Raw genomic sequence first — 26152 nt, 5'->3', positions numbered from 1 at the left:
GGAATGAGTCAGTTGGAAGAGTCTATTTTAAACATAGAGAACCTGCATGTGCATACGAAAACGCCGCAAGGAACCATTTCTCTCGTTCAGGAAATAGCATTTGAGGTAAAGCGCGGTCAAATTGTTGGATTAATTGGTGAGAGCGGATGCGGAAAAACGGTGACAAGTATGTCGATCTTAAACATGCTTGATCGAAAAACAACGGAAGTGACAGGCAGTATCACTCTACAAGGTCGAGAATTGATCGGTTTGAGTGAACAGCATATGCGGTCTATTCGTGGCAAAGATCTCTCATATATCATGCAAAATCCAATGAATAGCTTTACGCCTGTATGGACGATTGGACATCAATTGATTGAAACAATCCGCCGGCATACAGCTGTCAGTAAAAGGAAGGCACGGGTCCAGGCAATGAAAGCCTTAGAGAAAATGAACCTGCCGCATCCAGATCAATTACTGAGTAAGTACCCTTTTGAATTAAGCGGGGGGATGCTCCAGCGTGTCATGATTGCTATGGCTGCCTGTATGCATCCGCCTCTGATCATCGCAGATGAACCGACAACCGCATTAGATGTACACAATCAGAAGCTGGTGCTTGAGCACTTGAATCAAATTCGTCATGAATACGGAACGGCGATTTTGCTCATTACCCATGATCTTAGTGTGATTGCGGAAATGGCAGACGAGGTCGTGGTGATGAAACAAGGAAAAATCGTTGAAAAGGCTGAAGTTCTTGAGCTTTTTGAACACCCGAAGCATGATTATACAAAGAAACTTTTAGCAGCTCGTCCATCCATGCCAGCTGTTTGCACGATTTGAGGTGAGAAGACCGTTGCATTTAATAGAAGTGAAAGCAGTTAGTCATTCATATGGCAACCGATCGTTTCTGATGAGGACAAAAGGGAGAGCTCCTGTCTTGAAAAACGTCCATTTGACCATTGAAGAAGGCACTTGTCTAGGATTATTAGGTCAAAGTGGTGCAGGGAAAAGTACACTCGGCCGCATCATCCTTGGACTAGAGAAGCCGAGGGCCGGACAAGTTCTGTTTGAAGGTCAGGATATCATTCGTGCAGATCAGCGGACACATCAGCATTTCCGCCGACATGTACAAGCGGTATTTCAAGATTCATATTCAGCGGTGAATCCAAGGTGGACAGTGGAACAAATTCTATCTGAGCCGCTTGAAAACTATGAACCAATGACCCGTAAAAAACGTCAGCATATACTGATTCACTGGTTAGAAAGAGTAGGGCTCAGTGAGCAGGATTTGTCCAAGTACCCATACCAATTTAGCGGCGGTCAGCTACAGCGGATCAACATCGCCAGAGCACTGGTGCTTCAGCCAAAGCTCATTGTGCTGGATGAATCAGTCAGTAGCTTAGATATGGTTACGCAGGCAGTCATTTTAGATTTGTTAGTCGAATTAAAGAAAGAGCTGAAGCTTGCATACTTATTTATCACACATGATTTGACAGCGGCCTATCATTTAAGTGATCAATTAGCGATTCTTGATCAGGGTGAACTTGTGGCTCAGTTTCAATCGAAGGATGATTTCTTTCTATCAGAGCACGAAGCTGTGCTGAAAATGAAGGAGGCAACGCTCGCCAGCCACCCTTTGTCTCGAACGATTGGCAGGCCGGTTCGTTAACTTTTTCATTCCCTCAATGCCTCTTTTAAGAGAGGCTATTTTTCATGAAAGGCAGGTGGCATCGTGAACCATCGAGCATATTTAGCTTTGGCGATCCCTTTAACCATTTCAACGATGACCACGCCATTACTTGGAGCTGTCGATACAGCAGTTGTTGGCCAGCTTGCCAACCCCGCTTATATAGGGGGCGTCGCAGTCGGCAGTCTCATTTTTAGTACATTGTACTGGCTGTTTGGCTTTTTACGGGTAAGTACATCTGCTTTTGCCGCCCAAGCAAACGGAGCGCAGAACGAGGAGCAGGGTGTTCTTGCTTTTCTAAGGCCTTTTTTGCTGGCTATTATTGTCGGGCTTTGTTTTATTGCTCTTCAATGGCCCATTATTCAATCCGCATTATGGATCATCTCTCCTGCTGCTGATGTGCGCGAATATGCAGCGGACTATTTTCACATTCGGATCTGGGGAGCGCCATTTACCTTAATGAATTACGTCATACTCGGCTGGCTGATGGGGATGGCAAAAATGAAAGAAGCCCTTTCTTTACAAATTTTGATCAATGTCATGAATATGATCTTGGCATTGATCTTAGTTCATGCGTTTTCTTTTGCCGTCAAAGGTGTGGCAGCGGCGACATTGATCTCTGAACTCACTGCTTTTGTGTTAGGGGTCTGGATTATCTTGAAGCATACGTCAAACGGTTTTCGGATGCCGTCTATCCAGCAGGTGATGGACACACGTGCAGTAAAGAAAATGTTTCATGTGAATAAAGACTTATTTATCCGAACGATCTGTCTGCTTGTTGTGATCAACATGTTTACAGCAAAGGGAGCTTCTTTCGGAACGGAGCAATTGGCGGCGAATGCCATTTTATTTCAAATTCACTACATCATGGCCTATTTGTTCGATGGATTTGCCAATGCGTCCAGCATCCTTGTCGGTAGATCAGTAGGTGCGAACGACCGAGCGCTTTATGATAAAACTTTAACCCTTTCGAGACAATGGGCAGTTGTGATGGCATGTGTCATTGCGGCAGGTTACTTTTTCTTTAAAGTACCGATTTTGAGCCTGTTTACAAATTTGCCTCAGCTTCTTGATGTGACACTGCAATATGCCGATTGGCTCGTTCTTTATCCGTTTGCTGCTTGCTTTGGCTTGGTGATTTACGGTGTATTCACAGGTGCGACAGAAATTGCTCCTGTTAGGAATTCAATGCTGTTTGCGATGATTTTGTTTGTGGCTGTTCAGGCGGCAGTCATTCCGATATGGCACAATCACGGACTATGGTTTGCCTTTATCATTTATACTGTAGGGCGGTCCGGATTTTTGATGATGTACAAATCGAAGCTGGATCAAAAGCTTTTCCTGCATGAAAAACACCCTTTGCAATCATGAGAAAGGGTGTTGTTTTTCGTCCATTTATTCGCTTTCTTTTTTCACCTTTTGGTACGCTTCATCGAGATGCTGAATTCGCTTCAAGACAACAGCATTTTTCGTCAATTGGTCCTGCACAAGTGTAGAAACCACCGACCGATAATAAGCGTTCATGGCATGAATCTTGTCTTCATGTTGATTCATGGCAATGTGCTGTTTTAAGTTATCAATAAAGTATGGAACGGAAAAAAGTTCAGACATGGAAATCACTCCTATTTCGTATATACGGTCCGTCAATCTTCATGTAAAATGATGAGAGGGAGGGGAGACAATGAGCCTTAAACTGCAACAAGAACTAGTATTAAAGCAGGTACTCACGCAAGAACTCAGGCAGGCGATTACGCTGCTGCAATTGAATTGTGCAGAGCTGGGTGAGTATCTTGATCAGTTAGCGCTTGAGAACCCTCTGATTGAGCGGAAAGACACGGACAGCTATCAACCAGTTTATCATAAAAGAACGCAAGATCGAATGACAGAGCCGTATCGTACGCATCAAAAAGAAAGCCTGCAAATGTATTTAAAGAGACAGGCCATTGATTTGAATTTAAGTGAAAAGAATCAAAGGATTTTTCAATTCATGATTGAGTCCATTGATTCCAATGGCTATTTAAATGAATCGGTTGACCAAATGGCCGCTGTTTTAAAGGCTTCGGCAGAAGAAGTAGAGGCCGTTCTTCATCAGCTTCAATCATTAGAGCCTGTCGGTATTGGCGCTAGATCATTGCAAGAATGCATCCTGCTCCAGCTTAGACGAAAAAAGGATCGCTGGTATGAAGCAGAGCTGATCATCGAAGGGCATTTCTTTCTTTTCGCAAGGAAGGCTTGGAAGGAAATCGCAGCTAAAACAGGTATGCCGTTGAAAACCCTGCAAGCCATACAAGATGAGGTGTCGCTTCTCGAACCAAGACCAGGCCTTCATTTCTCTTATGAAGACCAGGATGTGTATATAGAACCAGATGTGTTGATTACAGCTGTGGGAGGTCACATCACATTCGAGCTGAACCAGCGTGCTTTTCCGGATATTGAAATGAATGAAGGGTATTTCGCCATGATTCAAGATCAAAAGCGGCATGAAGCATATGCATATTTAAAGGAAAAGCATCAGCAGTACAATTGGCTTGTTCAAGCGCTGAAGCAGAGAAAACAAACGATGACAAATGTCGTTCGTGAGATTATCTTACAACAGACTGATTTTTTCCTGACAGGGAAGCATAAAATGAAACCGCTTACGATGAAGCGGGTTGCAGATATATTACAAGTGCATGAGTCGACAGTGAGTCGAACAGTCAAAGGGAAAATGGTGCAGACTCCTTATGGGTTAATGGAAATGAAACAGTTTTTCCAAGCGAAACTAGAAGGGCATTCGCTTGAAGAAGCATCCAGCTACACAGTGAAGACCCACATTGCAGAGCTGATTGAATCAGAAAATAAGAAAAAACCGTATTCGGATCAGCAAATCATGACGCAGCTTCAGCAAACCTTTGGTATCCGCGTCTCTCGCAGAACCATTGCCAAATATCGTGAACAAATGAACCTTCCGTCTTCCACGCTGCGGAAGCGATATGATTAAAAAGAAGCACATGCCAGAAACAATGGCACGTGCTTCTTTTTTGATGAGTGAAAGAGTGATAGAAGATTTCTTGAGAATTGAAAAAAGGGAAGACGTGTGATCTGAATTTTGGGGTAAAGTATAAGATAGGGCATGAGGCGATAGGGTAGACAACAGTGATGAGGTGAGACCAATTGAAATATAAACAAATCAAAACAAAAAAAATATATGAAGAAATTGCGGACGCATTAGTCGAATCCATTCGAACGGGGGAGCTTCTTCCGGGCGAAAAATTAGACTCGGTTCAAGCACTTTCTGAAAACTTTCAAGTCAGCCGTTCCGCTGTGAGAGAGGCGCTGTCCGCTCTGAAAGCGATCGGATTAATAGAGATGAAGCAAGGAGAAGGCACATATGTGAAGCAGTTCGATCCTGAGCAGCTCACATTTTGTTTATCTCCTGCTTTTTTGATGAAGCAGCAGGATATCGTGCAGCTTCTAGAAGTGAGATCAATCATTGAATCAGGTGCTGTCAAAAAGGCAGCATTGCTGCGGACAGACGAGGACCTCCATCGACTGCATGAGGCACTTGAACAAATGAAGCGTGCAGAAGCGCATAAAGAAATTGGTGAAGAGGCAGACCTTACATTTCATCTTGCCATCGCTAAAGCCTCAAAGAATCATTTACTGGCGGCGTTAATGAATCAGGTCTCATCCTTATTAATTGAAACGATGCGGGAAACGAGAAAAATCGTGTTATTTTCAAGAAAAGCGTCCATACGTCAGCTTTACAAAGACCATGAACGTATTTATCAAGCTGTCATGGACAAGCAGCCAGAAGAAGCGGAGAGGGCGATGCTTACACATTTGGAAAAAGTAGAACAACTTCTTGGTGATGTGCTGCAAGAACAGGAAGGAAAGCCAGATATTCAATAAGCTGTGCCGAAAAACGGCACAGCTCTATTATTGAAGAGAAATATGCAATTTTTTCATTCGATATTGCAGACTTTGCCTGCTCATGCCCAATATCTTTGCAGTCTGTGAAATATTGTCGTCCATTTTATTTAAGTAATGGACGATGTATTGTTTTTCAAATCGTTCCATTTGGGTTTGGAAATCAGTTGTATGATCTGAGCTCGTGTAGACAAACGTATCAGTTGCAGCTGATAGATTAAGCGGACTCATCTGCATGTGTTCACTAGGACGTCCTTCTCCTTGCTTGAAACGGAAATGGTAAGGAAGGTGATGCATGCTTAAGTATGTTTCGTCCATCATCATATTCATCCCAGCTTCAATCACATGCTCCAGTTCTCTTACATTGCCCGGCCAATGATACGTTTGGAACAGGGCAAGTACCTCTTCATCAGCCGCCTTCACATTCATTTGAAACAGTTCATTATATTTTTGAATAAAATGCATGACAAATGTGGGGATGTCTTCTTTTCGCTCAGAGAGTGGCGGGATAAACAAGGTGACAATGCCAAGCCGGTAAAATAAATCCTTTCGCATTCGTCCACCTGCGATCGCATCCACAGGGTCCTCATTCATATTAGCAATCACTCTCACATCAATGGCGATTTCCTTTGTACTGCCTAACCTTCTCACACGTTTCTCTTGCAAGACGCGCAATAGTTTTGCTTGAAGAGCTGGGTGTAATGAGTTGATCTCATCTAAAAGCAGTGTACCTCCTTGTGCTTGTTCGAATAGACCGGGCTGATCTGTTGCCCCTGTAAAAGCCCCTTTTTGTGTTCCAAAAAGCAGACTTTCAATGAGGTTATCAGGCAGTGCTGCGCAATTCTGCGTAATAAATGGTCCAGATGAACGGCTGCTGCCATTATGAATGCTTTGTGCAAATAGCTCTTTCCCCGTCCCTGTCTCACCAACAATCAGCACATAAGAAGAGGTACGTGTGGCTCGTTTCGCATGTTCAATCACTTCTAAAAAGGCAGGACTCTCCCCAATGATTGAATCAAATGTAAAGCGTGTGTTTCCTTTTTTCTTCATATTGTGATGAATGAGCCGTTCCAGTTTCGTGACATCATTCGAAATTTCAACCGCCCCTTGAATCAAACCGTCTCGAACGAGCGGGTATGTATGGTTAATCGTTGTGATTTCTTTTCCATTGTAGTTGTGATACGTCTGCTTTGCATGAACCGTCTGTTTCCCGGTTCGCAGCGCTTGGACAAGTGTACTGTGCATCTCATCCTGAAACACAAAGAGGTCTAAGACATTTTTATAAAGGACATCAGAACGTTTTAAAGATTCGATCTCCATCATTTTTTTGTTATAAACAATGGTATTACCATTTTCATCAATGGCGTGAACCCCAACATCAATTAAATCGAGCATTTGTTTATATAGATCAATCTCATTTTCGAGCTTTGCGGTATGCTGATCTTTTTTCACTTGCGCCACCTCCAGACATTACCTCTATTTTACATGAAAAATTTTGCGGTTTCCTCTAAAAAAATTTGCATACGCAAAATTATTTTGCGTTAAAGATGAGCACAATCCTAGGTACAGTGCGATCACTAAGTTGGCATGATCCTTGCATAATATAAGAGTGAAGATGAACCCAATCAAAAGAGGCAAGCTTATAGAAGGAGGAATACACGATGACACAGACAAAAGCATTGATTCATCAAACAGAACAATACGGTGCGGCGAACTATCATCCGTTGCCAATTGTGATTTCAGAGGCTGAGGGAGTGTGGGTGACTGATCCTGAGGGCAACCGCTACATGGATATGCTCAGTGCATATTCTGCAGTGAACCAAGGACATCGCCATCCCCGCATTATTGAAGCGCTTAAAACACAAGCTGACCGCGTGACACTTACATCAAGGGCCTTCCATAATGATCAGCTTGGCCCATGGTATGAGAAGATTTGCAAATTAACGAATAAAGAGATGGCATTGCCGATGAATACGGGTGCCGAGGCTGTGGAAACGGCGATAAAGGCAGCGAGACGATGGGGCTATGATGTCAAGGGGATCGAAGAGAATCGCGCAGAAATCATTGCATGTACCGGGAATTTTCATGGTCGTACAATGACGGCTGTGTCACTGTCTTCGGAAGCAGAATATCAAAGAGGTTTCGGTCCGATGCTTCCAGGCATAAAGCTCATCCCTTATGGAGATATTGAGGCATTACGCGAAGCGATCACTCCGCAAACAGCGGCTTTTCTCTTTGAACCGATTCAAGGAGAAGCGGGCATTGTCATGCCGCCTGAGGGCTTTATAAAAGAGGCAAAAGCGATCTGTGAGAAAGAACATGTGTTATTGATCGCAGATGAAATTCAAGTGGGATTAGCGCGGACCGGCAAGATGTTTGCATGCGACTGGGAAGACATTGAGCCGGATATGCTGATTCTTGGTAAAGCACTTGGCGGTGGGGTATTCCCGATCTCATGTGTTGTCGCAAACCGTGATATTTTAGGTGTATTTAATCCAGGGTCTCACGGGTCTACCTTCGGCGGGAATCCTCTTGCGTGCGCAGTATCACTTGCTGCACTAGATGTTTTAATCGACGAGAAGCTTGCCGAGCGCTCATTGGAGCTTGGGCAATATTTCAAAGACAAACTATCACGCATTCAAAGTCCTGTGATTAAGGAAGTACGCGGGCGTGGACTATTTATTGGGATGGAACTGACTGAGGCAGCTAGACCTTATTGTGAGAAGCTCAAGCAAGCAGGGCTGTTATGCAAAGAAACCCATGAGACAGTGATTCGATTTGCACCGCCGCTTACCATTTCAAAAGAAGACTTGGATTGGGCAATTGCTCATATCCAAGCGTTATTTCAAGCATAAATGATCAAGGGAGAAGCCTTCAAATTCTCCCTTTCTCTTTCAATGAACGGCGAATTTTGTCAAAGGTTGATGAATAGAAGAGTGAAAGTGGGGAAGCGGATTTGAAGCCAGAACAGCATAATGAACTAGAGCGTTCCATGAAAAGCAGACATCTTTTTATGATTGCCTTAGGCGGGGTCATCGGAACAGGCCTTTTCCTTGGATCAGGACTCATTATTCATCAGGCAGGCCCAGGGGGAGCCATTCTTTCGTTTATCATTGGCGGGTTACTCATGTATTTGGTGATGCTCTGTCTTGGTGAATTAGCAGTGGCGATGCCGACAGCTGGTTCCTTTCAGGAGTATGCAACCAAATATATTGGTCCGTCCACAGGCTTTATGATCGGCTGGCTCTATTGGTTTAGCTGGGCATGTACGATCGGACTTGAATTTACATCAGCAGGGATTCTACTCCAAAGGTGGTTTCCTGATATCCCAGTTTGGCTTTGGTGTCTTGCCTTTAGCGTCATCTTATTTTCCATCAATGCCATCTCAGCTCGCAGCTTTGCTGAAACCGAGTTTTGGTTTTCAGCCATCAAGGTTGCTGCGATCTTATTGTTTATTATCATTGGAATTGGCGCAATTTTCGGAATGATTCATTTGAAAGGTGGGGAACCTGCCCCTCTATTTCGCCATTTGACGGATCATGGCGGACTTTTTCCTAATGGTGTTTTTGCGATTTTATTAACCATGGTCACAGTCAATTTCTCCTTTCAAGGAACAGAGCTTGTAGGGATTGCAGCAGGGGAGAGTGAAAATCCAGAAAAAACACTCCCACGCTCTATTCGGAATATTATTTGGCGGACGATGGTCTTTTTTGTTTTATCGATTGCGGTTCTTGCAGCGCTTCTGCCATGGCAGACCGCCGGTGCAGTGGATAGTCCGTTTGTTGTGGTGTTGGACAAGGTCGGCATACCATACGCTGCAGATATCATGAATTTTATTATCATTACAGCCGTCTTATCTGTAGCGAACTCTGGATTATATGCATCATCACGTATGCTTTGGGCGCTTTCAAAAGACGGGAAAGGACCTGTTTTCACGAAAAAATTATCCAAACGTAAAATCCCGATCAATGCTTTATTGGTGACAATGGGTGTATCCGCTCTATCACTGCTCACGAGTGTTGTAGCACCAAAAACGGTATATGTCTGGCTCATATCCATTTCGGGTATGGTGCTTGTCGTGGTTTGGATGTCTATTTGTTTATCCCAATACTTCTTTAGGAGACAATTCATAAAAGAGGGCGGAGATGTAAAGGATCTTGTCTTCCGAACGCCTTTTTATCCATTCGTGCCATTAGCAGGCTTTATCGCATTTGGCATTGTTCTTATCAGTTTATTCTTTATTGAGGATCAGCGGATTGGTCTTTATTGCGGAGTTCCATTTATGGCCGCCTGCTACATCATTTACTACCTCAAGATTAAACCGAAGGAAGATGCGAAACGGTTTAATGAAGAGAAAGAAACGATACCGAAAACATAAGCAGGCGGCTTTTGACCGCCTGCACCTTTTCAAAGACAAATGCATTCAATATAGAAGAAAATAAATAGTTTGAAAAAAATAAAATAGCGGAAAGCTAGATGACAAGCAGGTTATCGGTCAAAATGTGTCTATTTTTTGTCTAAATGTGTTTGTAAGAGTTGAAAATGCAAGATTATCCTGTTAAAATAATTAAAGAAAGCAGGGATTGATTTTTTTTGGCTGTGGCGGGACGTTTTTTGTCACAGTGGGACGTTTTTAGTCCAACGTGAAAAGAAAGGGTCGTTAGCCATGAATCGTTTATTGGAAGCTCAAAAAAAATTATTACCAGATCTTCTCACAGTTATGCAAAAGCGCTACGACATTTTGCAGTACATCAGATTAGCTGAACCAATTGGTCGCAGAAGTCTTGCGACAAGTCTTGGTCTCAGTGAACGTATCTTAAGAGCTGAAGTTCAGTTCTTAAAGGAACAAAATCTGCTGGATGTCAAAACGAGCGGTATGATGCTGACGACTGAAGGTCATGCTTTGCTTGAAATGCTTGAAGGAATGATGAAGGACGTTTTAGGTTTAACCTTTTTGGAAAATACATTAAAGAGGAAATTAGACCTGGAAGAAGTCATCATTGTTTCTGGTGACAGCGATGAATCCCCGTGGGTGAAGCAAGAAATGGGAAGAGCTGCTGTCCAATGTATGAAAAAAAGGTTTACTGGAAATAATATCGTCGCCGTCACTGGCGGAACGACGATGGAAGCTGTTGCCGAAATGATGACCCCTGATGCCAAAAACAGAGACATGATGTTTGTCCCTGCGAGAGGCGGTCTTGGGGAGAATGTAAAAAATCAGGCAAACACCATTTGTGCCCACATGGCTGAAAAAGCTTCCGGTACTTACAAACTGCTGTTTGTTCCAGGACAGCTGTCAGAAGGTGCTTACTCTTCCATTATTGAAGAGCCGTCTGTCAAAGAAGTGCTTCAAACGATTAAATCATCCACGATGCTCATTCATGGAATCGGTGAAGCAAAAACAATGGCGATGAGACGAAACACACCCGCTGAAGATTTAAAACAGATTGATGAGCATGACGCAGTGACAGAGGCTTTTGGCTATTACTTTAATCGTGATGGCGAGGTCGTCCACAAAGTGCACTCCGTCGGCATGCAGCTAGATGATTTAGAAAGCATTCCACACATCATTGCTGTTGCAGGTGGATCATCAAAGGCTGGGGCCATTGAAGCTTATTTCAAAAAACCCCGCCGAACGGTTCTCGTCACAGACGAAGGAGCCGCAAAAGAGTTATTAAGGGAGTCAATAGATCCCTCAATATAAAACATTGTGACCTATAAAAGGAGGAAACATCATGGCAGTAAAAGTCGGTATTAACGGATTTGGACGTATTGGACGTAACGTATTTCGTGCAGCATTAAACAATCCTGAAGTTGAGGTAGTAGCGGTTAACGATCTAACAGACGCTAACATGCTTGCACACCTTTTACAATATGACTCTGTTCACGGAAAACTAGATGCAGAGGTTTCTGTAGACGGTACGAACTTAGTAGTGAACGGTAAAACAATCGAAGTATCAGCTGAGCGTGACCCTGCGAAATTAAGCTGGGGTAAACAAGGCGTAGAAATCGTTGTTGAATCTACTGGATTCTTCACAAAACGTGCAGACGCTGCTAAACACTTAGAAGCTGGCGCTAAAAAAGTCATCATCTCTGCTCCTGCTAACGAAGAAGATATCACAATCGTTATGGGTGTAAACGAAGACAAATATGATGCAGCTAGCCACGATGTCATCTCTAATGCATCTTGTACAACAAACTGCTTAGCTCCATTTGCAAAAGTACTTAACGATAAATTTGGTATCAAACGCGGTATGATGACAACTGTTCACTCATACACAAATGACCAACAAATTCTTGATCTTCCGCACAAAGACTACCGTCGTGCTCGTGCAGCTGCGGAAAACATCATCCCAACTTCTACAGGTGCTGCGAAAGCTGTTTCACTTGTATTGCCTGAACTTAAAGGTAAATTAAACGGTGGCGCTATGCGTGTTCCAACACCTAACGTTTCTTTAGTTGATCTTGTTGCTGAATTAAATCAAGATGTGACAGCTGAAGACGTAAATGCAGCACTTAAAGAAGCGGCTGAAGGAGAACTTAAAGGAATCCTTGGCTACAGCGAAGAGCCATTAGTATCTGGTGACTACAATGGTAATGCAAACTCTTCAACAATCGATGCTCTTTCTACAATGGTAATGGAAGGCAGCATGGTGAAAGTCATTTCTTGGTACGATAACGAGAGTGGATATTCTCACCGCGTTGTTGACCTTGCAGCTTACATTGCAAAACAAGGTCTTTAATTTCTCACACTGAAGGAACTCACTTGGTTCTTTCCTAGAGACACGATATAATGAAGACGGACAAGGGAAGGGGAAGCATCCCTTTCCCTTTTTCTCTGTATTTATCCGTTCTGCACGATTTCTCGTTTTGATGAGGGCAAAATGGGAAAAGGATAAAGAGAGACTTGTCCAATGCGTAAGGAAACCAGAATAAAGGAGGATCTCCTGACGAGCATGAATAAGAAATCAGTAAAAGACATTGACGTAAAAGGTAAAGTTGTGTTCTGCCGCGTAGATTTTAACGTTCCAATGAAGGACGGAAAAGTGACGGATGATACTCGTATTCGCGCAGCATTACCAACGATTGAGTATTTAACAGGACAAGGCGCAAAGGTACTACTAGCTAGTCATTTGGGTCGTCCTAAAGGTCAAGTTACTGAAGAACTGCGTCTGACACCTGTAGCAAAACGTCTGCAAGAGCTTCTTGGACAAGAAGTGAAAAAAGCAGATGAAGCTTACGGCGACAACGTGAAAAAGCAAATCTCTGACTTAAAAGAAGGAGATGTGCTAGTGCTTGAAAACGTTCGTTTCTATCCTGGTGAAGAAAAGAACGATCCTGAATTATCAAAAGCGTTTGCTGATTTAGCCGATGTGTATGTCAATGATGCGTTTGGTGCTGCACACCGTGCACATGCATCCACAGCTGGTATTGCAGCGTATCTTCCGGCTGTTTCAGGCTTCCTCATGCAAAAAGAGCTTGAGGTTCTAGGAAAAGCCATTTCAAACCCTGATCGCCCATTTACAGCGATTATCGGTGGCGCAAAAGTAAAGGATAAAATCGGTGTAATTGAAAGTCTTCTTGATAAAGTGGACAACCTGATCATCGGCGGCGGACTTGCTTATACATTTGTCAAAGCACTTGGCCACGAAGTAGGGAAATCTCTATTAGAAGAAGACAAAGTAGATTTAGCGAAATCCTTTATGGACCGTGCAAAAGAAAAAGGCGTGAACTTCCTGATTCCAACAGATGTTCTGGTAGCCGACGACTTTTCAAATGATGCGAATACAAGCATTGTGCCAATCTCTGAAATTCCAAGTGATCTAGAAGCACTTGATATTGGAACAGAGACAAGAGAGAAGTATGCTGATGTCATTAAAAACAGCAAACTTGTTGTCTGGAACGGACCAATGGGTGTATTTGAAATCGATGCATTCGCTAAAGGAACAAAAGCAATCGCAGAAGCACTGGCAGAAGCAAAAGATACATATTCTGTCATTGGCGGTGGAGATTCAGCAGCAGCTGTTGAGAAATTTGGTCTTGCCGATCAGATGAGCCATATTTCTACAGGCGGCGGCGCTTCACTTGAATTTATGGAAGGCAAAGAACTTCCAGGTGTGACTGCATTAAACGATAAATAAGACCAAAACTGCTATAAGGAAGTGTCAATCATGAGAAAACCAATTATAGCTGGGAACTGGAAGATGAACAAAACACTTGGTGAAGCTGTAAGCTTCGTTGAAGAAGTCAAGTCATCTATTCCATCTCCTGACAAAGTGGAATCTATTGTCTGTGCACCAGCCCTTTTCCTTGAAAAGCTGAACAGCCTTTCTAACGGAACAGACCTTAAAATTGGTGCGCAAAACATGCACTTTGAAGAAAACGGTGCATTCACTGGTGAAATCAGCCCTGCTGCGCTTAAAGATCTTGGCATCGGCTACTCAGTGATCGGTCATTCAGAGCGCCGCGAATTTTTCGCTGAAACAGATGAAACAGTGAACAAAAAAGCACATGCTGCATTCAAGCATGGCATCGTTCCAATCATCTGTGTAGGTGAAACGCTTGAAGAGCGTGAAGCAGGCAAAACAAACGAACTTGTTGCTGATCAAGTGAAGAAAGCACTAGCTGGTTTAACGAAGCAGCAAGTCGCTGAATCTGTGATTGCCTATGAGCCAATCTGGGCGATCGGTACAGGTAAATCTTCTACAGCAAAAGATGCAAACGATGTTTGTGCGCACATTCGCCAAACGGTTGCAAGCGAATTTGGTCAAGAAGCGGCAGACAGCCTTCGCATTCAATATGGCGGAAGCGTGAAACCTGCGAATATTAAAGAATATATGGCAGAATCCGATATTGACGGTGCTTTGGTAGGCGGCGCAAGCTTAGAACCTCAGTCTTTCGTTCAATTATTGGAGGAAGGTCAATATGAGTAAGAAACCAGCTGCATTAATCATCTTAGATGGATTCGGTTTAAGAGGCGAAACAGTCGGTAACGCTGTTGCCCAAGCAAAGAAACCGAACTTCGACCGCTACTGGAACGAATTCCCGCATCAAACCTTAACGGCTTCAGGTGAGGCAGTGGGTCTCCCAGAAGGTCAAATGGGGAACTCTGAAGTTGGGCATTTGAACATCGGTGCAGGACGCATCGTGTACCAAAGCTTAACAAGAGTGAATGTGGCCATTCGTGATGGGGAATTTGAGAAAAACGAAACGTTCCTAGATGCAATGACTTATGCAAAAGAAAATGACAAGGCCCTTCATCTATTCGGTCTCTTGTCAGACGGCGGTGTGCATAGCCACATCCAGCATCTTTTTGCCTTGCTGAAACTAGCGAAAAAAGAAGGCTTAACAAAAGTATACATTCACGGCTTCTTAGACGGACGTGATGTTGGTCAGAAGACAGCAAAAGTGTACTTAAAACAGCTTGAAGAACAAATCAAAGAAATTGGTGTCGGAGAAGTCGCAACACTTTCTGGACGCTATTACTCAATGGACCGTGACAAACGCTGGGATCGTGTGGAGAAAGCATATCGCGCGATGGCGTATGGTGAAGGCCCAAGTTATCAAAACATCTATGATGTCGTTGATGACTCCTATGAAAATGGAATCTACGATGAGTTCGTTATTCCATCTGTCATTACGAGAGAAAATGGTGAGCCGGTTGCAAAAGTAAACGACGGTGACTCTGTGATTTTCTATAACTTCCGTCCAGACCGTGCGATTCAAATTTCAAACACATTCACAAATGAAGATTTCCGCTCGTTTGACCGCGGAGAAGCACATCCGAAGGATTTACACTTCGTCTGCTTCACACACTTCAGTGAAACGGTAGATGGCTATGTGGCTTTCAAACCAGTGAATTTGGATAACACAGTAGGAGAAGTACTTTCTCAAAATGGATTGAAGCAGCTGCGGATTGCTGAAACAGAGAAATATCCTCACGTGACGTTCTTTATGAGCGGTGGGCGTGAAGAAGAATTTCCTGGAGAAGACCGCATCTTAATCAATTCACCAGATGTCGCAACCTATGACCTCAAGCCAGAAATGAGCGCTTATGAGGTAAAGGATGCACTTGTTGCAGACATCAATGCGGACAAGCATGATGCGATCATTCTGAACTTTGCTAACCCAGATATGGTGGGTCATTCAGGTATGCTTGAGCCAACAATCAAAGCCATTGAAGCAGTAGATGAGTGCTTAGGAGCTGTAGTCGACGCAATCCTAGCAAAGGGCGGACATGCTATCATCACGGCAGACCACGGTAACGCAGACGTGCTCATTACCGAAGAAGGAAAGCCGCATACTGCACATACGACAAACCCTGTTCCAGTCATCGTAACGAAAAAAGGGGCGACGCTTAGAGAAGGCGGCATTTTAGCCGATCTATCTCCAACGCTTTTAGACTTACTTGGTCTTGAAAAACCAAAAGAGATGACAGGAACATCATTGATTCAAAAATAACAAATTGATTCAAAAGGAGAGAAATAACGATGCCATACATTGTTGACGTATATGCACGCGAAGTATTAGACTCTCGCGGTAACCCAACAGTTGAAGTAGAAGTTTACACAGAATCTGGCGGCTTTGGCCGTGCACTAGTACCAAGTGGTGCGTCTACTGGTGAATATGAAGCAGTAGAACTACGTGACGGAGACAAAGACCGTTACCTTGGAAAAGGTGTTCTGACAGCTGTAAACAACGTAAACGAAATCATTGCACCAGAGCTTTTAGGCTTTGATGTCACTGAACAAGTAGCGATTGACAAAATGTTAATCGAACTTGACGGAACTGAAAACAAAGGGAAATTAGGCGCAAACGCAATCCTTGGCGTATCTATCGCTGTAGCACGTGCGGCTGCTGATTTCTTACAAATTCCACTTTACCAATACCTTGGTGGATTCAATTCCAAAACGCTTCCAGTACCGATGATGAACATCGTCAACGGCGGAGAGCATGCGGATAACAACGTAGACATTCAAGAATTCATGATTATGCCTGTAGGTGCACCGAACTTCCGTGAAGCACTTCGCATGGGCGCACAAATCTTCCATAGCCTGAAATCTGTATTAAGCGCGAAAGGCTTAAACACAGCTGTAGGTGACGAAGGTGGATTCGCTCCAAACCTTGGTTCTAACGAAGAAGCACTTCAAACAATCGTAGAAGCGATTGAAAAAGCTGGTTTCAAACCAGGTGAAGAAGTCAAACTTGCGATGGATGCTGCATCTTCTGAGTTCTATAACAAAGAAGACGGTAAATATCATTTATCAGGCGAAGGTGTTGTGAAAACATCTGCTGAAATGGTTGACTGGTATGAAGATATGGTATCGAAATACCCAATCATCTCAATCGAAGACGGCCTTGACGAAAACGACTGGGAAGGTCACAAACTATTAACTGAGCGCCTTGGCAGCAAGGTTCAGCTAGTAGGAGACGACTTGTTCGTAACAAATACGAAGAAGCTTTCTGAAGGAATCAAAAACGGCGTTGGTAACTCAATCCTCATCAAAGTAAACCAAATCGGTACATTAACTGAAACATTTGATGCAATCGAAATGGCGAAACGTGCAGGCTATACAGCTGTTATCTCTCACCGTTCTGGTGAAACAGAAGACAGCACAATTGCAGACATTGCAGTTGCAACAAACGCTGGACAAATCAAAACAGGTGCTCCGTCTCGTACGGACCGTGTGGCGAAATACAACCAATTACTTCGCATCGAAGATCAATTGGCTGAAACAGCTCAATACCACGGCATTGCTACATTCTACAACATCAAAAAGTAATTTATAGCTTATAACAAAGTTCTGAATTGGGTCATAAATTGACTTGAGTTTAGACGTACAAAAACCCTCGTTTACCTGTGGTTAAATCACATTAGACGAGGGTTTTTATATTTTTGTTGAAAGAATTTATAGAAAGGACACAACCAGCGGCAAGCAGATTTTTAAAAACACGATTGTTAAGTTATGTTCATATGTATTTACTGCATGCTCGGAATTAAGTAGAATGGCGGTATCTGAAAATTGGGGGTTGTGTGATGAATTTAAATTTAGAGCGAAATTTCTTGGTGAAATTTGTAGAACCACAATTTACCGAAAGTATATTAGATGGTGGTTTGTTCTTTAAAAGGAATGGTCATTTTATTGAACTTGAAGAGAAACAGTTAAAAACAGGAATTGGTGATAAAAGAGAAGGGGTATGGACTCGTGTGCTTGACCCCGAAACAAGTAAAATGGTAATCATGGCGGAAAACGGTCAGGAGATCCCTTTAAAGTTTAAAAAGGGGGTTTATCGAACTTCTTACGCCGACCTAAAACATTTACCAATATGTTGCTTTGTATCATTAAATCTGGGTAGAGATTTTGATATTGATATGGAAACCAATAATGCAACATTAAAAGAAAATTTAAAAAATGAATTAGTAAAACAATTTGCTGGAAGGGATTTAATCTTCTTTGCTAATCCTGAGGAATTAATGAAAAGAGTACACTCAGAATGTGACCGTGAGGAGATTAATTTATTACGGGGAATAGTTAAGTATTACGATGATATAAATGAAGCTCACCCCCTATCTGAAAAAGAATATGATGAGGCTCCTCATAAGGGTCTTTTATATAAAAGAAAGTTTTTCGAATTTCAAAGAGAATATCGAATTGTATTAAAAAAAATATTTGAAGATGATTATATTTTGAATATTGGTAATTTGAGGGATATTGCTTGTAATTTAGGAACTGTTAATTCTGAGGAGGATTTGTTTAAAATAACAATAAGTGAACAAAAAAAGCGTGAAGGTCTACTTGAATAAATTATGTCAGCTATGCACTGCGTTCCACTCTTTCATGAGAGAGGGACGGAGCGTTTTTTTGTGTTGAGCGAAATCCGATGGCTAATTCATTTGGCTTATCCTATTTCTGTAAAAAATCCTCCTTCAGTTAGAGATGAAGTCAAAACCCTTCCATTTATAAGCAATAAATCATGAAAACTCTACTAAAAATATGATCTGAATTGAACTTATGCTATTTGCATGGGGGTGGTATCATTTTACATATATTAGGGGGTGATGAGATGCTGAATCCTTTTAGCCTTCGTTTTCCAGTAGGCGTGTACATGTATGTCCTTCACCTACTGGCGGCATATGATGAAAGGAAGCAACGAATTCTAACTTCTAAGAACGTACAGAAAAATGCATTTTGGATTTATGTCCTTGCCGCTATCTTAGGCATTGTGACAGTTGCCGCTTTGATTTGGGCATGCAAAACATTTGGAAAAGGCTCGAAATTTTTAGGAGAGTTCAAGTTTTTAGGCCTGTATATTAAAATCAAATGCGGCTTCTAACAAATGGTGAGAACAGATGCGGGGTCATCTGTTCTATCTGAAATAAATGGAGGGACATGATGCTGACATTACACTTAACAGAAAAAACGTATAGCCGCACCTTTTCTCTCCGCGATATTCAGTTAAATGTAGAGAAAGGACGTATGCTTCTGCTTTTGGGGCATAATGGTGCAGGAAAGACCACGATGATTCAGTCTATGTTTGGCCTGACACCATTTACGGGTTTTGTCTCTTTGCATGGTAAACAGCTGAATTTTCAATCCTCAGCACATATCTCCTTTTTGAAAGAACATGTTTCCTATATTCCTGATGATCATGCTTTGTTTGATTATTTAACGCCAAGAGAATATTTCCATTTACTCCAGCTTCCAGACAAACGAAATGGACCTCGAGAAGAGGCCTTCGTCGATCTTTTTGAGCTGAAACCTTATATGGATCAGCCAATTGCCCAGTTGTCTCATGGCAATCAAAAGAAAACCCAAATCATTTCACAGCTCCTCAGGCCTTGTGATTATTATGTATTCGACGAGCCTACAAATGGACTTGATCCAGATATGATGATCATCTTAAAAAAGGTGCTCATGAAGCTGAGAGATCAAGGTGCAGGCATTCTCATTTCTACCCATCATTTGGGCTTTGGTGAGACATTGTATGATCACCTCATGATCTTAAGAAACGGTGATATCAAGCTGGATATGTCACGTCAAGAAACAAACAAAACATTCCCTCATCAAGCACTTGAGGATATTTATAAAGAAGTGAATCAAGATTACTATATGCAGGTGGAGAGGTTGCTCAATGACTTGGACACGACACGTTCTTCATAAAATAGAATGGGGCATGCTCACAACGAAAATCAAGCAGCTCGGCAAAAAATATCCTTTGCAGCTTCTCGCCGCAGCCGTTTTTATGTTGCTGATCTACTCCATATACGTTGTCATGAGCCTGCGTTTTTTTATGCAAGTAGGGGAGAGCGAACCAGTTGCTTTATACCTTCAATTTGTGAAAATGACCCTGCTGCTTTTGGGAGCAGGTATTGTCTTTTCCCGTCATAAAATGAAGCGTCAAGAGTATCAGTTCTTCTTTTTGAATAGTGCGATGCAAAGTGTCTCATTTGTCCTTTGTGTGTATTTCTTTCCGGTGCTGTTTTGTTTCATCATGCTTGGTCTGCTTTTTTTACCCATCCTATTAGGGCTGATCATTAGCGGCGTTACACTATCTTTGTATTGGATCATTGTGGTAGGGATCACTTGCTGTGGATTGGCGCTCTATACGTTTGCTTCTTGGATGCTGATACGCATTGGTGTGAGCCATTTTATATCAAAAACAAAAGAGCATTTACTGCTGCAAACGCTCGGATTTGTGACGCTTGGTGCTTTCATGTTTCTCCTTTTTCAAAAAGCGGTTGAGATGATTCACGTATGGCCGTCTATCTATCTTGTATTTCTGATGATCTTTCTATGTGCAGGGTGGTTTTGGCTGAAGGGCTTGGCGGCTTGTTATGTCAATCGGATGTTTTTGCAGCTAAAGGTAGAGGTGAAGTCGTTTTCTTACCAAAAAATCAGATCGGATTCTTCATTTTTCACACATCTGCGGCAGGAGCTTGTTTATTTTAGCCGATCAGCTGTGTTTAAAGAACAAGGTATTTTGTTCCTGTTTCTTGTCTGTTTCACGATAGGTCTCCCATGGATCTTTACTCCGGCAGAGACTGGCTGGCTGTATGCTTTTATTGTGCAGTTTGCCTTAAAGGAGATCCTTATTATGCTTCCTCTGATGATTGGCAGGGAATATCATCTCCATCAGCGAGCCATTTTTATGTTAAATACATCAAAGGGTGCCTATTTATTATCAAGAATTTTATTTTATTACACAATGAATGTATTGATTTATTTTGTCTATATCGGGCTTGCTTATTTCATGATAGGGGTCGAAAGTGAAGGGCACGGTTTGGCGAGTTTGTCCATTTTATTGATCACTGTCATGGCGGCATGTGTCGGGTTTATCGTGAAGATTAGTGAATTTAATAAACTGTTTGTGATCGTGATGATGATTGCTGTGTTCAGTATGTTGGATATGCTTTTAGTCCAGTGGCTTTCAGCAAATATCCAGCTTCTCTCAACTGCCTATATGGCTTGTTCAGCCGCATTCTTCATCTTCATATATGCTGCCATGCTAAAGAGGCCGATTGTGCGATGATGACGCTTTTATTTTGCTTAATAGCAGTTGTGCTCATTCATGAACTCGGTCATATCCTGATGGTGATGGTGTGCAACAAAATCGAAAAAAAACCCATCTTTGATTATGTGGTGATGATCGATTGGAAGCACGTGTCGATTGTCCATGAGAAATTTTCACGGCCGGGTTTTAATGTGATGGTGGCACTTGCAGGTCCTGTGTTTCCAGTGATCTGCTCGGGTGTGCTTTTCTTCATGTGGGGGCATCCATTGACGCATCCATTGCTGCTTTTTTCTTTATTAAATACAGTGATGCTGCATCCAGCTTGCCCAGACGGGAAAAATATCATCACCAGTTTAAAAGAGATGAAAGGAGAGAACTAAATGGTTAAAGTATTTCATTCGTTTTCTAGCGGCTTAACGCTTGCGATGCTTTATGTGTTTGCTGTGTTTATGACGCCAGTATTTTTAATGCTGCTAGAGGTTCATCATGTTGAATCAAGTCCAACTCTCTTTGGTATGCCATTTTATATCATGAAAATTGAACAGTATCAATTCAGCTCAGAGGCAACGCTCTTTGGGTGCGTGGTCTGTTTTTTAGCGGGTGCCGCTCTCTACTTCTTGATTCAATATGTGATTCATGCAGTGAAAAAGAGCAGAATATAAAAAAAGCAGGCTGAATGAAGTCAGTCTGCTTGAAGAACGAGTGACAACCGCACCATATCCATACATTGAATACCGTTCTCATAAATCGGTTCATCATAGTGCTTCAGAAAGAAATCGTGGTCGATAGACGCCATGCGAAAACCGCATTTTTGATAAAGGGCGAGCTGCTGAATACTAGAGTTGCCTGTGCCGATTTCAATCGTATGAAAGTCAGCTGCCTTGGCTTCTGAAATAGCATGGCGGATCAGCTGCTTCCCAATTCCTCTACCTTGCCATGACTCCTTCACGGCGACATTCATGATTTCCACTGTCTGCTGAGACAGAGGCGTCAGAACATACACACCAATCATGTCCTGTTTATGAAAAGCCACATAACAAGAACCAGATTGTACATAGGCAAGGACTTTTTCAGTTGAAGGGTCAGCTAATAGTAAAAGATCCATAGGAACAGATTGATCATGAGACAATGGCCGAATCTGTATCAAATCATTTCATCCTCTCTATTCTTTGATATACCCTTGTTTAACACCCCAATCATATTGATCCTGTACCCATTGAGAAGGAGGATGATGGGTGACATTTGGGTCCTTTTTGACAGTTGCTTTCCTAGTCGTTTGTGCTGCCTGCTTATTCGCTTGAGCCGTTGCTTTCGCTGATGCCAGTTCTTTTTGAAGCTGGTCTATTTTCAATTCAAGCGCTTTACGTTGTTTGATTTCTTTTTGATGCGCCTTCTTTTCTTTCTTCAGCTTGTTTGTGACGGTGGACAATTCCTTTTTTTGACCATCCATTTCATCTTTCATATCCGTTCCTTCTGACTTTAATTGTGTCAGCTGCTCATCATTCTTTCTCATTTCTTGCTGGTGTTTATTCTCTGATGCGGTGAGCGACTGCTGCTGCCACACAATCCAGCCAGTTGCACCTAGGATGATCACAGACAAGACAATGATCGTGATGTTTTTTTTCATGTTCTATTCCCCTTTCGTTAAACCTCTATTATCATCGGTTAAAACAAACCAGGTTTTAACAGAACAAGGGAATATTCGCATCAGATTAGCAGACACTATGAAAAAAGGAGGGTGTCTGTTGATTTCCTTTATGATTCATGTCATTGTGTCACTATTTGCTGTCTCAAACCCCATTGGAAACGTGCCTCTTTTTATCACTTTAACAGAAGGCTACTCAGAAAAAGAACGATCCCAGACGGCCAAAAAAGCGATTGTTGTGTCTTTTATGATTTTGATTGCCTTTCTTTTGGCAGGCAGGCTCATTTTCAAATTGTTTGGCATTGATATCCATGCACTCCGTATCGCCGGAGGTATTTTTATTTTTGGTATCGCTTACAATTTGCTAAATGCAAAAGAATCACATGTTCAAAACCCTCATTCGGATGAAAAGGCAGAGAGCAAAGAGAAGGCTGATGTTTCGGTGACCCCACTCGCCATTCCGATCATTGCAGGACCTGGTACAATTGCAACCGTCATGAGCTTAACCCCAGGAAGCCACCAAGTAACGCTTCATCTGCTTGCGATTCTTATTGGCATTGTGGTCGTACTTGCCATGACCTATTATGCATTTCATTATTCGAGTTTCATTATGCGAAAAATGGGGAAAACAGAGATGAATGTCGTGACACGATTAATGGGATTGATTCTAGCTGTTGTGGCAGTTGAGATGATAGGCGCAGGCATCAAAGGGATGTTCCCAATGCTGATGTCATAAGTGTATATAAAAAAGCTGTTTTTTTCTACAAAATTGTAAAATAAAACAGCTTTTTTTAAGGTTTTGGCACATGTTGAAATACTTCTTCACTTTCAAAGAACTCAATTAAACGGCTAATCCAGTCATAATAATCGAGACTTTCCTTGATTTCTGAAAGAAGAAGATTGATTTTATCTACTGTTTCTTCTGGCAGGTCATCTTGTTCAAGCAGCTCCAGCAATTCCTTGCATGTCTTCTTATGTGCCTTGCGATTTTTGCTGACAACACGTGACCAATTGGCTGCAAACAGTGAAATAAAGGTTTGATATTGATCTTGCTCAACGTCATATAAATCTTTGCGTATTCCTTTTTCATAAACCTTTTCAGCAATATTCAAATCAAGCATTTCTCGAACGACTTGACTCATTCTTGTTTTGCTCATGCCGGTCGCCTCTGAGAGCTCACCGAGCGTCATTGGTTTACGGTTCATATGAATGATACCAAGCACTCTACCCACTGTGGCAGAAAGACCAAAGGCATTCATGTTCTCGGCAGCTTTTTCAATATAATGATCCTGTGCTTTTTGAATGGCGCCTAACGCTTGCTTGTCCATTCCCCGCTTCATCCCTTCACGACTGACAATTTGTAACACAATATATCATATACCTGTTTGTTGATGAAAACAATAAATATTGAGTATTTGCTCGTAAGTTGGAGGAAAAAGGAGGGATCGGTACATATCAGGCCGTTAACTGAAAATTTTAAATAAATCTTATGCAATACAAACACATCGTAAACTTTTTATTTTATAAAGTTTGCACTATAATAAATAAGGTGTAAATTTTCTGAAAATATATATCCGACTAATTGGAGGTGTCTCATTTGCTGAAACTAGAGAATGTATCTAAGACGTATAAAGGCGGAAAAAAAGCTGTCAAAAATATTGATTTAGAAATAGCAAAAGGAGAATTTATTTGTTTTATTGGACCGAGTGGCTGTGGTAAAACGACAACCATGAAGATGATTAACCGACTGATTGAACCTTCCTCAGGAAACATATTCATCGAGGGAGAAAACATTATGAAAAAAGATCCAGTCCAATTAAGAAGAGAAATTGGTTATGTGATTCAGCAAATTGGACTTTTCCCTCATATGACCATCGCACAAAACATTTCCCTTGTGCCGAAGCTGCTGAAGTGGCCGGAAGAAAAACGAAAAGAACGAGCGCGTGAATTGCTCAAACTCGTCGACATGGGGCCGGAATACTTAGAGCGTTACCCTCATGAACTCAGTGGAGGACAGCAGCAGCGTATCGGCGTTCTTCGCGCACTCGCAGCAGAACCCCCTTTAATCCTGATGGATGAACCATTTGGAGCACTTGACCCAATTACAAGAGATTCATTGCAGGAAGAATTTAAGAAACTGCAAAAAACGTTAAATAAAACAATCGTTTTCGTCACACATGACATGGATGAAGCGATTAAACTTGCAGACCGCATTGTCATTTTAAAAGATGGAGAGATTGTCCAAGTGGGCACGCCAGATGATATTTTACGTAACCCTGTGAACGAATTCGTAGAAGAATTCATCGGGAAAGAACGTCTACTTCAGTCAAACCCGAATATGGAACGTGTGGAACAAATGATGAACACGTCCCCAGTCACAATTACCGTCGAAAAAACATTGACAGATGCCATCTTTATTATGAGAGAAAAGCGGGTTGATTCTCTGCTTGTCGTTGATGAAAATCATGTGCTGAAAGGCTATATCGACATTGAAACCATCGATGCAAACCGCAGAAAAGCAGCCTTCGTTGGCGATATTTTAAATACAGAATTTTATACAGTACAAGAAGGTGCACTTCTTAGAGATACTGTCCGAAAGATCTTAATACGCGGCATTAAATATGTACCGGTTGTCGATGCAAAAGGGCACTTAAAAGGCATCGTCACACGTGCAAGTCTTGTAGATGTCGTATATGACTCTATTTGGGGAGAAGATACCCCGGAGGCTGTCACTGAAATGAACTAAGGGAGGTGTACACATGGATCAAATCATCGATTTTCTTGAGAAAAATGGTGGGGAACTCCTCACAAAAATGTGGGAGCATTTATACATTTCTTTAATTGCCGTTGTGTTAGGCATTATCGTGGCCGTTCCTTTAGGCGTCATTCTTACACGAATGAAAAGAGGCGCCGGTTTTGTCATCGGCATCGTGAATATCTTTCAAACACTCCCTAGTTTAGCGATTCTTGCATTTTTTATTCCTATTTTGGGAGTTGGAAAAATACCTGCGATCGTTGCGCTATTTTTCTATTCCGTTTTGCCTATTTTAAGAAATACGTATGCCGGTGTTCAAGGTGTGAACAAAAACTTGCTTGAATCTGGAAAAGGAATTGGCATGACGACATGGGAACAAATTCGTCTTGTGGAACTGCCGCTTGCTGTTCCGGTCATTATGGCAGGTGTCAGAACCTCAACGATTTATTTAATTGGGTGGACAACACTTGCTGCTTTTATCGGTGGAGGCGGTCTTGGTGACTACATTTTAATTGGGCTTCAGCTTTACCAGCCGGAATACATTATTGCGGGTGCAATCCCTGTCACTATTTTAGCGGTCATCATTGACCTTACATTGATGAAGCTTGAGAAAAAAGTAACACCAGAAGGCTTAAAAGGATTGAAGGAAGTTTCATAAGGAGTT

General features: G+C 42.2%; 27 protein-coding genes. 22 read left to right on the top strand and 5 right to left on the bottom strand.

Annotated features, from left to right (window positions below):
- Positions 1–3 precede the first annotated feature (3 nt).
- The 3 genes from nikD (at position 4) to AC0VYC_RS15835 (ending at position 3037) form a co-directional block, all read left to right on the top strand.
- On the top strand, positions 4–819 hold the full coding sequence (nikD, locus tag AC0VYC_RS15845) for a nickel import ATP-binding protein NikD (protein WP_178897334.1): 816 nt from the start codon (positions 4–6) through the stop codon (positions 817–819).
- A gap of 13 nt (positions 820–832) precedes the next feature.
- Positions 833–1648 (top strand): ABC transporter ATP-binding protein, encoded by an 816-nt coding sequence (locus AC0VYC_RS15840; protein WP_178897333.1) that lies wholly within the window; start codon positions 833–835, stop codon positions 1646–1648.
- A gap of 63 nt (positions 1649–1711) precedes the next feature.
- Entirely contained in the window at positions 1712–3037 is a 1326-nt protein-coding gene (locus tag AC0VYC_RS15835; RefSeq protein WP_096881872.1) for an MATE family efflux transporter, read from the top strand.
- A gap of 24 nt (positions 3038–3061) precedes the next feature.
- Here AC0VYC_RS15835 and yvfG read toward each other — a convergent pair whose 3' ends face one another.
- A complete protein-coding gene (yvfG, locus tag AC0VYC_RS15830; protein WP_017359206.1) occupies positions 3062–3277 on the bottom strand; it encodes a protein YvfG in 216 nt (71 codons plus the stop codon).
- A 70-nt stretch (positions 3278–3347) separates the two neighbouring features.
- On the opposite strand from yvfG, the gene rpoN reads away from it, so the two are divergent.
- Both rpoN and AC0VYC_RS15820 read left to right on the top strand, forming a co-directional pair.
- Entirely contained in the window at positions 3348–4646 is a 1299-nt protein-coding gene (gene rpoN / locus AC0VYC_RS15825) for an RNA polymerase factor sigma-54 (RefSeq protein ID WP_327871924.1), read from the top strand.
- A gap of 173 nt (positions 4647–4819) precedes the next feature.
- Entirely contained in the window at positions 4820–5557 is a 738-nt protein-coding gene (locus tag AC0VYC_RS15820) for a FadR/GntR family transcriptional regulator (RefSeq protein ID WP_047945671.1), read from the top strand.
- Between the two features lie 27 nt (positions 5558–5584).
- Here AC0VYC_RS15820 and AC0VYC_RS15815 read toward each other — a convergent pair whose 3' ends face one another.
- Entirely contained in the window at positions 5585–7027 is a 1443-nt protein-coding gene (locus AC0VYC_RS15815; RefSeq protein WP_082136021.1) for a sigma-54 interaction domain-containing protein, read from the bottom strand.
- 209 nt (positions 7028–7236) lie between these two features.
- Between AC0VYC_RS15815 and AC0VYC_RS15810 the strand changes: the two genes are divergently transcribed.
- From AC0VYC_RS15810 to AC0VYC_RS15745, 14 genes are all read left to right on the top strand, one after another.
- On the top strand, positions 7237–8430 hold the full coding sequence (locus tag AC0VYC_RS15810; RefSeq protein WP_045034035.1) for an ornithine--oxo-acid transaminase: 1194 nt from the start codon (positions 7237–7239) through the stop codon (positions 8428–8430).
- A gap of 137 nt (positions 8431–8567) precedes the next feature.
- Positions 8568–9953 carry an amino acid permease gene (locus AC0VYC_RS15805; RefSeq protein WP_045034070.1) on the top strand — a complete coding sequence of 462 codons (1386 nt, stop codon included), beginning with the start codon at positions 8568–8570 and terminating at the stop codon, positions 9951–9953.
- Positions 9954–10241: 288 nt separating this feature from the next.
- Positions 10242–11279: a sugar-binding transcriptional regulator gene (locus AC0VYC_RS15800; RefSeq protein ID WP_475388807.1), complete on the top strand. Its 1038-nt coding sequence runs from the start codon at positions 10242–10244 to the stop codon at positions 11277–11279.
- 31 nt (positions 11280–11310) lie between these two features.
- A complete protein-coding gene (gene gap / locus AC0VYC_RS15795) occupies positions 11311–12318 on the top strand; it encodes a type I glyceraldehyde-3-phosphate dehydrogenase (RefSeq protein WP_007500174.1) in 1008 nt (335 codons plus the stop codon).
- A gap of 213 nt (positions 12319–12531) precedes the next feature.
- Positions 12532–13716: a phosphoglycerate kinase gene (locus AC0VYC_RS15790; RefSeq protein WP_017359212.1), complete on the top strand. Its 1185-nt coding sequence runs from the start codon at positions 12532–12534 to the stop codon at positions 13714–13716.
- Positions 13717–13746: 30 nt separating this feature from the next.
- Positions 13747–14508, top strand: a complete 762-nt coding sequence (gene tpiA, locus AC0VYC_RS15785; RefSeq protein WP_017359213.1) for a triose-phosphate isomerase — start codon at positions 13747–13749, stop codon at positions 14506–14508.
- Positions 14501–16036 (top strand): 2,3-bisphosphoglycerate-independent phosphoglycerate mutase, encoded by a 1536-nt coding sequence (gene gpmI, locus AC0VYC_RS15780; RefSeq protein WP_017359214.1) that lies wholly within the window; start codon positions 14501–14503, stop codon positions 16034–16036. Before tpiA ends, gpmI begins: the two co-directional genes overlap by 8 nt.
- Before the next feature lie 29 nt (positions 16037–16065).
- Positions 16066–17358: a phosphopyruvate hydratase gene (eno, locus tag AC0VYC_RS15775; RefSeq protein WP_041107840.1), complete on the top strand. Its 1293-nt coding sequence runs from the start codon at positions 16066–16068 to the stop codon at positions 17356–17358.
- 254 nt (positions 17359–17612) lie between these two features.
- Complete coding sequence (locus AC0VYC_RS15770; protein WP_327871925.1) at positions 17613–18380, top strand: hypothetical protein; 768 nt, start codon at positions 17613–17615, stop codon at positions 18378–18380.
- 260 nt (positions 18381–18640) lie between these two features.
- Positions 18641–18910, top strand: a complete 270-nt coding sequence (locus AC0VYC_RS15765; RefSeq protein WP_039169204.1) for a hypothetical protein — start codon at positions 18641–18643, stop codon at positions 18908–18910.
- 56 nt (positions 18911–18966) lie between these two features.
- Positions 18967–19737, top strand: a complete 771-nt coding sequence (locus tag AC0VYC_RS15760) for an ATP-binding cassette domain-containing protein (protein WP_256688719.1) — start codon at positions 18967–18969, stop codon at positions 19735–19737.
- Entirely contained in the window at positions 19709–21106 is a 1398-nt protein-coding gene (locus tag AC0VYC_RS15755; protein ID WP_138279014.1) for a hypothetical protein, read from the top strand. The genes AC0VYC_RS15760 and AC0VYC_RS15755 overlap by 29 nt, the downstream gene beginning before the upstream one ends.
- Positions 21103–21468: a zinc metalloprotease gene (locus tag AC0VYC_RS15750; RefSeq protein WP_039169208.1), complete on the top strand. Its 366-nt coding sequence runs from the start codon at positions 21103–21105 to the stop codon at positions 21466–21468. The genes AC0VYC_RS15755 and AC0VYC_RS15750 overlap by 4 nt, the downstream gene beginning before the upstream one ends.
- Positions 21469–21750 carry a hypothetical protein gene (locus tag AC0VYC_RS15745; protein ID WP_041507784.1) on the top strand — a complete coding sequence of 94 codons (282 nt, stop codon included), beginning with the start codon at positions 21469–21471 and terminating at the stop codon, positions 21748–21750.
- Between the two features lie 20 nt (positions 21751–21770).
- On the opposite strand, the gene AC0VYC_RS15740 is transcribed toward AC0VYC_RS15745, so the two are convergent.
- Together AC0VYC_RS15740 and AC0VYC_RS15735 are read right to left on the bottom strand one after the other, a co-directional pair.
- Complete coding sequence (locus AC0VYC_RS15740) at positions 21771–22235, bottom strand: GNAT family N-acetyltransferase (protein ID WP_039169210.1); 465 nt, start codon at positions 22233–22235, stop codon at positions 21771–21773.
- Positions 22236–22250: 15 nt separating this feature from the next.
- Positions 22251–22715, bottom strand: coding sequence for a hypothetical protein (locus AC0VYC_RS15735; protein WP_096881867.1), 465 nt, complete (start codon positions 22713–22715; stop codon positions 22251–22253).
- Positions 22716–22833: 118 nt separating this feature from the next.
- Between AC0VYC_RS15735 and AC0VYC_RS15730 the strand changes: the two genes are divergently transcribed.
- On the top strand, positions 22834–23469 hold the full coding sequence (locus AC0VYC_RS15730; RefSeq protein WP_024719834.1) for a MarC family protein: 636 nt from the start codon (positions 22834–22836) through the stop codon (positions 23467–23469).
- A gap of 55 nt (positions 23470–23524) precedes the next feature.
- Here AC0VYC_RS15730 and AC0VYC_RS15725 read toward each other — a convergent pair whose 3' ends face one another.
- Positions 23525–24061, bottom strand: coding sequence for a GbsR/MarR family transcriptional regulator (locus tag AC0VYC_RS15725; RefSeq protein ID WP_017359221.1), 537 nt, complete (start codon positions 24059–24061; stop codon positions 23525–23527).
- Positions 24062–24330: 269 nt separating this feature from the next.
- Here AC0VYC_RS15725 and AC0VYC_RS15720 point away from each other — a divergent pair, with 269 nt between their 5' ends.
- Both AC0VYC_RS15720 and AC0VYC_RS15715 read left to right on the top strand, forming a co-directional pair.
- Positions 24331–25479, top strand: coding sequence for a betaine/proline/choline family ABC transporter ATP-binding protein (locus AC0VYC_RS15720; protein WP_025207985.1), 1149 nt, complete (start codon positions 24331–24333; stop codon positions 25477–25479).
- A gap of 13 nt (positions 25480–25492) precedes the next feature.
- Positions 25493–26146, top strand: coding sequence for an ABC transporter permease (locus AC0VYC_RS15715; RefSeq protein ID WP_024719832.1), 654 nt, complete (start codon positions 25493–25495; stop codon positions 26144–26146).
- The last annotated feature ends 6 nt before the right edge of the window (positions 26147–26152 follow it).

This window comes from Bacillus sp. iso_77 (genome assembly GCF_056173625.1).
Note: the sequence above shows the minus strand (reverse complement) of the source record. Positions and strands in the feature narration are given on the sequence as shown.

Bases quoted from the DNA above. Each gene is read 5' to 3' on its own strand.
- gap (WP_007500174.1), top strand. From the start codon at position 11,311: ATGGCAGTAAAAGTCGGTATTAACGGATTTGGACGTATTGGACGTAAC.
- yvfG (WP_017359206.1), bottom strand. From the start codon at position 3,277: ATGTCTGAACTTTTTTCCGTTCCATACTTTATTGATAACTTAAAACAG.
- AC0VYC_RS15755 (WP_138279014.1), top strand. From the start codon at position 19,709: ATGACTTGGACACGACACGTTCTTCATAAAATAGAATGGGGCATGCTC.
- AC0VYC_RS15805 (WP_045034070.1), top strand. From the start codon at position 8,568: ATGAAAAGCAGACATCTTTTTATGATTGCCTTAGGCGGGGTCATCGGA.
- AC0VYC_RS15715 (WP_024719832.1), top strand. From the start codon at position 25,493: ATGGATCAAATCATCGATTTTCTTGAGAAAAATGGTGGGGAACTCCTC.
- rpoN (WP_327871924.1), top strand. From the start codon at position 3,348: ATGAGCCTTAAACTGCAACAAGAACTAGTATTAAAGCAGGTACTCACG.
- tpiA (WP_017359213.1), top strand. From the start codon at position 13,747: ATGAGAAAACCAATTATAGCTGGGAACTGGAAGATGAACAAAACACTT.
- nikD (WP_178897334.1), top strand. From the start codon at position 4: ATGAGTCAGTTGGAAGAGTCTATTTTAAACATAGAGAACCTGCATGTG.
- AC0VYC_RS15790 (WP_017359212.1), top strand. From the start codon at position 12,532: ATGAATAAGAAATCAGTAAAAGACATTGACGTAAAAGGTAAAGTTGTG.
- AC0VYC_RS15765 (WP_039169204.1), top strand. From the start codon at position 18,641: ATGCTGAATCCTTTTAGCCTTCGTTTTCCAGTAGGCGTGTACATGTAT.
- AC0VYC_RS15760 (WP_256688719.1), top strand. From the start codon at position 18,967: ATGATGCTGACATTACACTTAACAGAAAAAACGTATAGCCGCACCTTT.
- AC0VYC_RS15745 (WP_041507784.1), top strand. From the start codon at position 21,469: ATGGTTAAAGTATTTCATTCGTTTTCTAGCGGCTTAACGCTTGCGATG.
- gpmI (WP_017359214.1), top strand. From the start codon at position 14,501: ATGAGTAAGAAACCAGCTGCATTAATCATCTTAGATGGATTCGGTTTA.
- AC0VYC_RS15800 (WP_475388807.1), top strand. From the start codon at position 10,242: ATGAATCGTTTATTGGAAGCTCAAAAAAAATTATTACCAGATCTTCTC.
- AC0VYC_RS15725 (WP_017359221.1), bottom strand. From the start codon at position 24,061: ATGGACAAGCAAGCGTTAGGCGCCATTCAAAAAGCACAGGATCATTAT.
- AC0VYC_RS15735 (WP_096881867.1), bottom strand. From the start codon at position 22,715: ATGAAAAAAAACATCACGATCATTGTCTTGTCTGTGATCATCCTAGGT.
- eno (WP_041107840.1), top strand. From the start codon at position 16,066: ATGCCATACATTGTTGACGTATATGCACGCGAAGTATTAGACTCTCGC.
- AC0VYC_RS15810 (WP_045034035.1), top strand. From the start codon at position 7,237: ATGACACAGACAAAAGCATTGATTCATCAAACAGAACAATACGGTGCG.
- AC0VYC_RS15770 (WP_327871925.1), top strand. From the start codon at position 17,613: ATGAATTTAAATTTAGAGCGAAATTTCTTGGTGAAATTTGTAGAACCA.
- AC0VYC_RS15750 (WP_039169208.1), top strand. From the start codon at position 21,103: ATGATGACGCTTTTATTTTGCTTAATAGCAGTTGTGCTCATTCATGAA.